Below are 8,152 nucleotides of genomic sequence, written 5' to 3'. Positions count from 1 at the left end.
CCTCCTGCCCGGTCGGGTCGGTCGACCTGAACCTCGCGAACGCGCTGTCGTACACCCGGTAGCCCAGCAGGTAGTGCCCCCGCTGCAACTGGTAGGCGCCCAGGTAGCGGAATGGGTTGGCCTTGGCCGCAGCCCCGGTGGCCGTGACCGCGCCGTACGGGGCGTAGCTGTACTCGGCGGCGATCAGGCCGTTCCCGTCAACGAGGGCCAGAACGCTGCCCTGGTAGTCGGTCACCGCCCCGTGGCGCGCGCCCGAACCGTCCTTCACCCCGACCAGCAAACCATTGGTGTCACGGGTGAATCCCGAGCGCACGCCGTTGTCCACGAACTCTGATACCCCGAGCGCGGTGCGCGTGAACACGTGCGTGACCCGACTGCCACCGGTCGGGGTCTCGGTGATCTGGTTCGGTTGGGTCTGGTCGGCGGTGTCGTAGGCGAACTCCATCACCCGCGCGCCCTCGTAGTCCCCGGTGCGCACCTGGTTGCTGGGGCTGTGGGTGAAGCTCGTCGCCGGGCTCGACGTGGACTTGTAGTTGCCCGCCCCGTCGAAGGACACCGCCATGTCGTTGATCTTCGTGTACTGGTCGGCGGCGTTGACCTCATAACTGCGCCCCTCACCGGAGAGCAGGTTGGAGGCGTTGTCCAGCCGGTAGGTCCCGGCACCGGCCGAGGTCAGCCTGCCCAGCGCGTCGTAGCCGTAGTCCGTCGTGACGCCCTTGACGGTCTTGGACTGGACCCGGTCGGTGTCACCGCCGTCGGGCCGGGTGAACCGGTAGGAGGCCGCGAGCAGCTCCCGGTCGCCGTTGACCACGGTGATCGAGGTCTGCCTGCCCGAGTCGTCGTACCCGGTGCGCTGCGTGGCGCCACCGGGGAAGTCCGTGCTGGTGCGCCGATCCGCGTCGTCGTAGCCGAACCCGGTGGTCCCGCCGTGCGCGTCGGCCAGCGAGGTCAACCGGTCCGCCGCGTCGTAGGCGTACGTGGCCGTCCCGCTCGGCGTGGTCAACGTCCTGAGGTTGCCCACCTTGTCGTAGGTGTACGAGACGACCTCACTGCCGCGCGTGACGCGGGCGAGCTGGTTGCGCGCGTCGTAGGCCAGAACCCGCGACACACCGGGCACCTGCGTACCGGTGAGGTTGCCGTTGACGTCATAGCTATTGGCCTGCAACACCTCCACGCCGCGCTTGACCGACACCACCCGGTCGAGCCGGTCGTAGCCGTACTCCAGCTTGACGCCGTTGCCGTCGGTGACGCCGGTCAACCGCGACAGCGAGTCATAGGTGTAGGAACTGGCTCCGGCGGGAGCGGGTGGGGCGACGGCGGTGAGGTTGCCGCGCGTGTCGTAGGAGTAGTTGGTGACCGCGCCCTTGCCGTCGGTCCGGGTCTTCACGAGACCGCGGGCGAAGTAGGAGTAGGTCTCGATGTCGGCGTTCAGCCCGGTGGACCGCGCCTTGGTCAGGTTGCCGTTGGCGTCGTACTCGCGGGTGACCTGGTTCCCCGACCCGTCGGTGACCTGCGTGGGCAGGTGCGGGTGAGCGGAGTCGGTGTACCCCACCACGTTCTCCGCGCCGGTCGGCAGCTTGGTGCCGATCATGTTGTTCAGCGAGTCGTACTCGCGGGTGGTGGAGTGCGACAGCGAGTTCGTGGTGGTGTTGACGTCGCTGGCCGCGGTCCAGGTCTGCGACTGGACGTGCCCGAGCGCGTCGGTCGCCTTGGTCTGCCTGCCCTTGTCGTCGAACTCGTGGGTGGCGGCATGGCCGTTGGCGTCCGTGACGCGGTTGTCGGCGTAGGTGCTGGTGGCTCCGCCCGGCTTGGTCAGCGCCGTCAACCTCCGCGCCGAGTCGTACTCCAGGCTGTAGGTGTTGCCACGCGGATCGGTGATCGCGCCGGGCAGCTTCCAGTCCGCGGCGTCGCGGATGTAGGAGACCTTGGTCCGCTCCCCCGCGCGGTCGGTGAACTCGCGGATGGAACCGCCGTCGTAGGCGTAGTCCCCGTACGTCTCACCCGCCGGATCGGTAATGGACCGGGGAAGCCCGTCGGCGTCGTGGGCGAAGGTCGTCACGCGCGTCTGCGAGTCGGTCACGGACGAGACGTGTCCCTCGGGGGCGTAGCCCATGGTCAAGGCGTTGCCGTTGCGGTCGGACTGCGACACCAGCCAGCCCGATCCGGTGAACAGCCAACGCTCACCGGAGGAGTCGAAGGTGACGACGTAGCCGCCCTCGGGCGTCCTGGTCAGCTTGGTGTGGAGGCGCTCGGCGGGCGCGAAGGAGCCGTCGGCGTTCTTGTCGAACCACACGCACTCACCACTGGGCCCGTACAGCAGCGCGCCCGTGTCGTACTGGCGCAGCCCGATCCGGTCGTAGCCCCGCTCCCAACTCCCGTACCCCTCCTGGGTGTTGAGGAACCAGTTCACCGACAGGTGCAAGCCCGTGCCCTTGACCGTCAGCTCGCGGTAGGCCAGCACGACGTTGCGGTTGGACAGGTTGACCATCAGCTCCAAGCGGTCGCTGATCGGGTGTCGCTCCATCGGGAACCACGGGAGCACACCGTCGTTGTCAGCGATGCAGCCGATTGCCGATGCGGTCCCGACACCACGCCGCTCGGACTCGCGCTCCCCCGAGGGCTGCCACACCGTGCTGGGCGGCGGCCCGCCCGCCCCCGTGCGCTTGGCCTCCTGCGGCGGCGACCAGGTCACCGGTTCGGCGACACCGGGTTCCGCGACTGCGGTCACAGATGCCGTCGGCGCCACGACAACCGCAGCGGCGAACAGCGCACCGGCTCAAGAGCGCAGCGCAAATCCACGCAGCATCCTGCGTCTCACGAGAATCCCCCTTGCGAGCTGGAACGCCCCCCGGCGCCCAGCGCTCCGGCACTCCTCTTGTGGAGCCCGGCCGAACCGACACTAGGGGCAACGTGAGCACCCCGCACCTCAGAAGATCAAGAACCTTCGAACGCAGTAGAGGCGGCTACCGCCCGCTGCGGCGGAGGAGCTCGGGGCCGAGCAGTCACAGGCATACGGGGAAGCGACTCCCCCAACGCTGCCGCAGGACGGACCCGGCATCACCGTTGGTGATCTACCACTGGATCACCCGGAGTTCGGGTGGGCTGGTGTCCACGTGCCGCTCCACCGCTGATTTTATTCCACACTGAAGCCATCACACCTGTAGCGGAAATTCCGGCACACTCGCACGACAAGGTGACGCCCCACCCCCACCGGGTGAAACCGACCTACCTGGGGTTGTCCTGCCAGTAGTCCACCGCGCCCTGCAGCACGGTCCGGAACAGCGAGAAGTTCACCGGCTTGTACACATAGCTGTCCGCCCCCGCCGCATAGCACCGGTCGATGTCCGCCGAGGCCGTGGAGGAGGTGAACACCACCACCGTCAGCGACGCCAGCTCCGGATCCGCCCGAACGTCCGCCAGCAGCCGGTACCCGTCGACCTCCGGCATGTTCAAATCCAGCAGGATCAGGTTCGGCCGGGACCGCGAGCCGTCGCGCAACCGCGCCAGCAGGTCTCCCCCGTCCGGCAGGAACTCCAGCAGCAGCTCGGGGTGCGAGCGCGACAGGGCGCGGTCGATCGCCTCCCGGTCCTCCTCGCTGTCCTCCACCACCAGGAGCAGCCGCTGCGCGGTCAGTCCGTCAGCTCGGCCCACGCCACGCGCCCTTCCCCAGTGATCTCCACGCGCGCCCACCCGGCGTCGCCGTCCACCGCCACCCGCACCGCGCGCACGCCCTCCAGCGCGCACTCGGCCAGGAACGCCACCAACCGCTCGGGCAGCTCCTCCGGAGCCGAGGCCCCCCGCAGCCCGCGCACCGCCGCCAGCACCGCGTCCCCGGCCGCCGAGGGCGGCAGCTCGGCCCGCAGCGCCCGCGCCCCGGTGCACCGGATGGCGAGCAGCGCCGCGTCGTCGTTGACGTGGTACCGCCCGGTGCCCGCGATCAGCGAGGACACCAGGTCCGGCAGCGGCAGGTCCCGCAGCCTGCTGAGCGTGGGCTCCAGGTCGGTGTCCCCGAAGAACCGCCCCTCCTCGTCGCGGGCCTCGATCAGGCCGTCCGTGTACATCACCAGCGCGTCACCGGGCCGCAGGACGTCGGTGGCGGTGCGCAGGCGCAGGTCGGGGAGCACGCCCACCAGCCTGCCCGTGCTGCGCGTCTCCCGCACGACGCCGTCGCGGCGCACCAGCAGCGTCGGCGGGTGCCCGGCCGACAGGGTCCGTACCCGGAAGCCGGACTCGTCGGCCCAGAGCGTCGCGGTGGCCAGGGTCAGGAAGCGGGTGACGCCGATGCGCAGCATCTTGTCGTTGAGCGTGCGCACCGCGTGCTGCGCCGACCGCCCCTCCGCGAGCACGGTCTCCAGGGTGTGCCTGGCCAGCCCGGTCAGCGCGGCGGCGGGCGCGCCGCGTCCGCACACGTCGCCGATCAGCGCGGTGACCCGCCCGCTCGTCTGGTCGACCGCCCCGTAGAAGTCGCCGCCGACCTCCAGGGTGTGGTCGGCGACGTTGTAGGTGGTCGCGAACTCCAGCCCCGGCACGTCCGGCAGCACGGTCGGCAGCAGGTGCTGCTGCAACGACAGCGCGTCCCGCCGCCGCCGCTCGTACAGCGTGGCGTTGTCGATGGACAGCGCCGCGCGACCGGCCAGGTCTTGCAGGAACACCCCGAGCGGGCGACGCGGCGACCCGGCCCGGTGGAAGAACGTCAGCATCCCCACGACCCGGCCGCGCGCCCGCAGCACGCTGATCGTCATCAGCTCCAGCCCGACCTCGTCGGGCAGCCCGGACTCGCGGGTCTCCTCGTCCCAGGAGGAGCTGTCGGTACCCAGCACCACCGGCTCACCCGCCCAGCGACCGGCCCGCAGGTGCTCGCCGAGCCGCCGCTCGCGCCGCGCGTCGACGTGCGCGACGGCGATCAGCGCCATCCGCCCGTCCCGCTCGGCGTGGATCGCGGCCCCGCTGGCGAGACCGGGCACGGCCATCCGCACGACGGCGCGCAGGGTGTCCTCGATGTCGAGCGAGGCGTCCATGCGCAGCGAGGCCTCGGCGAGGATCGCGTCCCTGGCCTGCTGGTCGTCGAGGGCGCGCCGCTCGGTGATGTGGTGGTCGGCGACGACGATGACGTCGGTGGCCTGCCGGATGGCCGTGACGATGTCGATGCCGACGGCGTCGGTGGGCGCGGCGTGCACGTCCGGCGTCGAGACGGCCAGCCCGAGCAGCCCCCACTCGCCCTCGGACACCTCGAACCAGGTCACCAGCAGCCCCGTGGCCCCGGTCGCCGCGACCCGGTCGGCGAGGTCCGCCGACTGCCCGCGCAGCTCGTCCAGGGGCGTCAGCGCGCTCTCGGTCGGACGCGCGGGGTGCGCGGCGGTCCAGTCGAGGAGCTGCTCGGCGAGCCCGAGCGGCGAGGTCACCAGCCCTTCGTGGTCCGCCCACCGCACGATCTGCACCTCGCCGCGCAGCCCGAACCGGGCCCCGATCAGGCCGCACGCGCCGGGCAGCGACAGCAGGCCGAAGTAGAGCTCCTCGGAGAACCCCTTGGTGCTCATGGCGTCCGACGCCGACCGCCACAGCGCGTGCAGCCGGGTCGACCAGGGGGTCGACGGGTTCGCAGGCACCGGCTCTCCGCTCTTCCGAGCGCCGCGACGTCGGCGCTGCACAACTGTAGGGTTCCGGCACGATAATCGGTTCACGCGCCCCGCGTCGGCGTGACCACACCGAAGGCGGGACACGATGACAACCGGTGGCGACACCCCCGAGGAGCCCGCCTCGACGTGGCTGCCCGGCGTCTGCGACCTGGCGGCCGAGGCCGAGTCCGGAACGGCGTTCGACCTGTCCGTCTGCTTGAACGAGCCGATCCACCGGCTTGGCGGCATCCAATCGTACGGCGCGCTGCTCGCCGTGGGCGCGGACGGGCTGATCGAGGTCGCCAGCACCACCTGCGGACCGATCATCGGCCGCGCGCCGGAGTCCCTGGTCGGCACGGCGCTGGAGGCGCTGGTGGGCGCCGAGGGCGTGGCTGCGGTCGACGCCACGCTCGGGGCGCCCACGGGTGACCGGGGCCTGCTGAGCCTGGCGGTGCCCGAGGGCGGGCGCGAGTTCGACGTGACGGTCTACCGGGCGGACGGCCGGGTGGTGCTGGAGCTGGAGCCGCCGACCACCGAGCGGCCGTTCGCGTTCTCCCGGTTCTACCCGGCGGTGCGCGCGGCGCTGACCCGGTTGCAGCACAGCCGCACGGTGGAGGAGGTGTGCGCGGCGGCGGTGGCCGAGATCAGGTCGCTCACCGGGTACGACCGGGTGGTGGCGTACCGCTTCGAGGGACCGGGCGGGCCGGGCGAGGTGATCGCCGAGTCGGTGTCGGACGAGCTGGAGCCGTGGCTGGGCCTGTGGTTCCCGGCGACCGACATCCCGCCGCAGGCGAGGCGGTTGTACGAGCGCAACTGGATCCGGGTGATCCAGGACGTGGACGACGAGACGGCCGCGCTGGTCCCGCCCGCCCTGCCGGGAACGAGCGAGCCGCTGGACCTGTCGGACTCGACGCTGCGCACGGTGTCCGCGTTCCACCTGGAGTACCTGCGCAACATCGGGGTGACCTCGTCCATGTCGGTGTCGCTGCTGCGCGAGGGCGAGCTGTGGGGCCTGATCGCCTGCCACGGCCTGCGTCCGCGCAGGTTGGGCGCCGAGGTGCGGGCGGCGTGCGAGTTCTTCGGCGTGACGCTGTCGCTGCAGCTGGCCGCGCTGCAGGAGGCGCAGGCGTCGCAGGGGCGCGACGGGGCGCGGACGGCGCTGTCGCGGCTGGTCGGGGGCCTGGAAGCGGACGTGGTCCGGTCGGTGCTGGAGAGCAGCGCGCTGCTGGCGGACCTGGTGCCCGCGGACGCGGTGGTGCTGCGCCTGAACGGCGTGGCGGTCCCCGCGCCCGACAGCGCGCACCCGCCGGAGCAGGCGGCGCTGGACGCGCTGTGGGCGGCGCTGCCGCCGCTGCGGGCGGGGCAGGTGTGGTCGGCGGAGAGCCTGGTGGAGCACGACCCGGCGCTGGCGTGGTGCGCGGAGCAGCTGAGCGGCGCGCTGGTGCTGGCGCTGGACGGCGAGGGCGAGCTGGTCGCGTGGACGCGCCGGGAGCGCCGGGCGTCCAGGACGTGGGCGGCGGACCCCAACGCCCCGATCCGCCTGGGCCCGCACGGCGAGCGGCTGACCCCTCGGGGTTCGTCGGCGGTGTACCGGGCGGTGGTGCGCGGCCGGTGCCTGCCGTGGACGGCGGCGGACGAGGCGGTGGCCGTCGAGTTCGGCCACGCGGTGACCACAGTGGCGCTCAGGCACAGCACGCACCTGACCGGGCTGAACGACGAGCTGCGCAGGGTGAACGCGGACCTGGACACGTTCACGCACGTCGCCGCGCACGAGATGAAGGAGCCGCTGCGCGGGATCTCGAACGCGGCGGCGTTCATCGGCGAGGACGCGGGCGACGCGCTGGACGAGGTCACGGTGCGCAGGCTGGGCACGATCCAGGCCTTGGCGCACCGGATGGACGAGCTGATCAACTCGCTGCTGCACTTCGCCCAGCTGGGCCAGGCGGACCTGCGCCGGGTCTGGGTGGACCTGCGGGGCGCGGTGGAGCGCGCGCTGGAGATCGCGGGCCCGAGGCTGGAGGAGCGCGACGTGTCGGTGCGCATGCCGCCGAGCGGCGCCATGGTCTCGGCGGACGCGGACCGGTTGCAGGAGCTCCTGGTGAACCTGCTGGTGAACGCGGCGAAGTACGCCAGGGCGGAGGGCGAGCGCACCGTGGAGGTGGGCCTGACCGAGGACCGGGGCGTGTACGTGCGCGACAACGGCATCGGCATCCCGACGACCCACCAGCGCGAGGTCTTCCGCCTGTTCCGCAGACTCCACCCCAGGGGCACCTACGGCGGCGGCCACGGCGCGGGCCTGGCGATAGTGGACCGCATCGTGTCCAGGCACGGAGGCACCCTGACCCTCGACTCCGAACCGGGCGAGGGCACCACGGTGTGGTTCACCCTGGGGCCGGAGGAGTAGTCCGCACCGCCACGCGCTTGCGCACCTCGGACACCTGTGCTTACCTCGCACATGAACGGTTGAATATTTTGAGGTAGTTTTTGGAGGAATCTCCAGTGGGTCAGCAGGCGCGAGCGGATGCCGCACAGCCTCG

At 71.7% G+C, this 8,152-nt stretch carries 4 protein-coding genes; 1 reads left to right on the top strand and 3 read right to left on the bottom strand.

Annotation, left to right across the window (positions count from 1 at the left end; translation table 11 throughout):
• The 3 genes from LV78_RS39430 to LV78_RS41385 form a co-directional block, all read right to left on the bottom strand.
• A partial coding sequence (locus LV78_RS39430) for an RHS repeat domain-containing protein (RefSeq protein ID WP_253851331.1) occupies nt 1-2,524 on the bottom strand: 2,524 nt, incomplete at its 3' end.
• Between the two features lie 701 nt (nt 2,525-3,225).
• On the bottom strand, nt 3,226-3,651 hold the full coding sequence (locus LV78_RS39425; RefSeq protein WP_253851333.1) for a response regulator: 426 nt from the start codon (nt 3,649-3,651) through the stop codon (nt 3,226-3,228).
• Entirely contained in the window at nt 3,630-5,606 is a 1,977-nt protein-coding gene (locus LV78_RS41385; protein ID WP_308208811.1) for a PP2C family protein-serine/threonine phosphatase, read from the bottom strand. Before LV78_RS41385 ends, LV78_RS39425 begins: the two co-directional genes overlap by 22 nt.
• 115 nt (nt 5,607-5,721) lie before the next feature.
• Between LV78_RS41385 and LV78_RS39415 the strand changes: the two genes are divergently transcribed.
• Nucleotides 5,722-8,019 (top strand): ATP-binding protein, encoded by a 2,298-nt coding sequence (locus LV78_RS39415; protein ID WP_253851330.1) that lies wholly within the window; start codon nt 5,722-5,724, stop codon nt 8,017-8,019.
• The last annotated feature ends 133 nt before the right edge of the window (nt 8,020-8,152 follow it).

It is taken from the genome of Actinosynnema pretiosum (genome assembly GCF_024171695.1).
GTDB classification, from domain to species: domain Bacteria; phylum Actinomycetota; class Actinomycetes; order Mycobacteriales; family Pseudonocardiaceae; genus Actinosynnema; species Actinosynnema pretiosum.
This window is presented reverse-complemented; position numbering and strand designations above follow the sequence as displayed.

What these genes read in the sequence shown, in the direction of transcription:
- LV78_RS39415 (WP_253851330.1), top strand. Translation starts at nt 5,722, where the DNA reads ATGACAACCGGTGGCGACACCCCCGAGGAGCCCGCCTCGACGTGGCTG.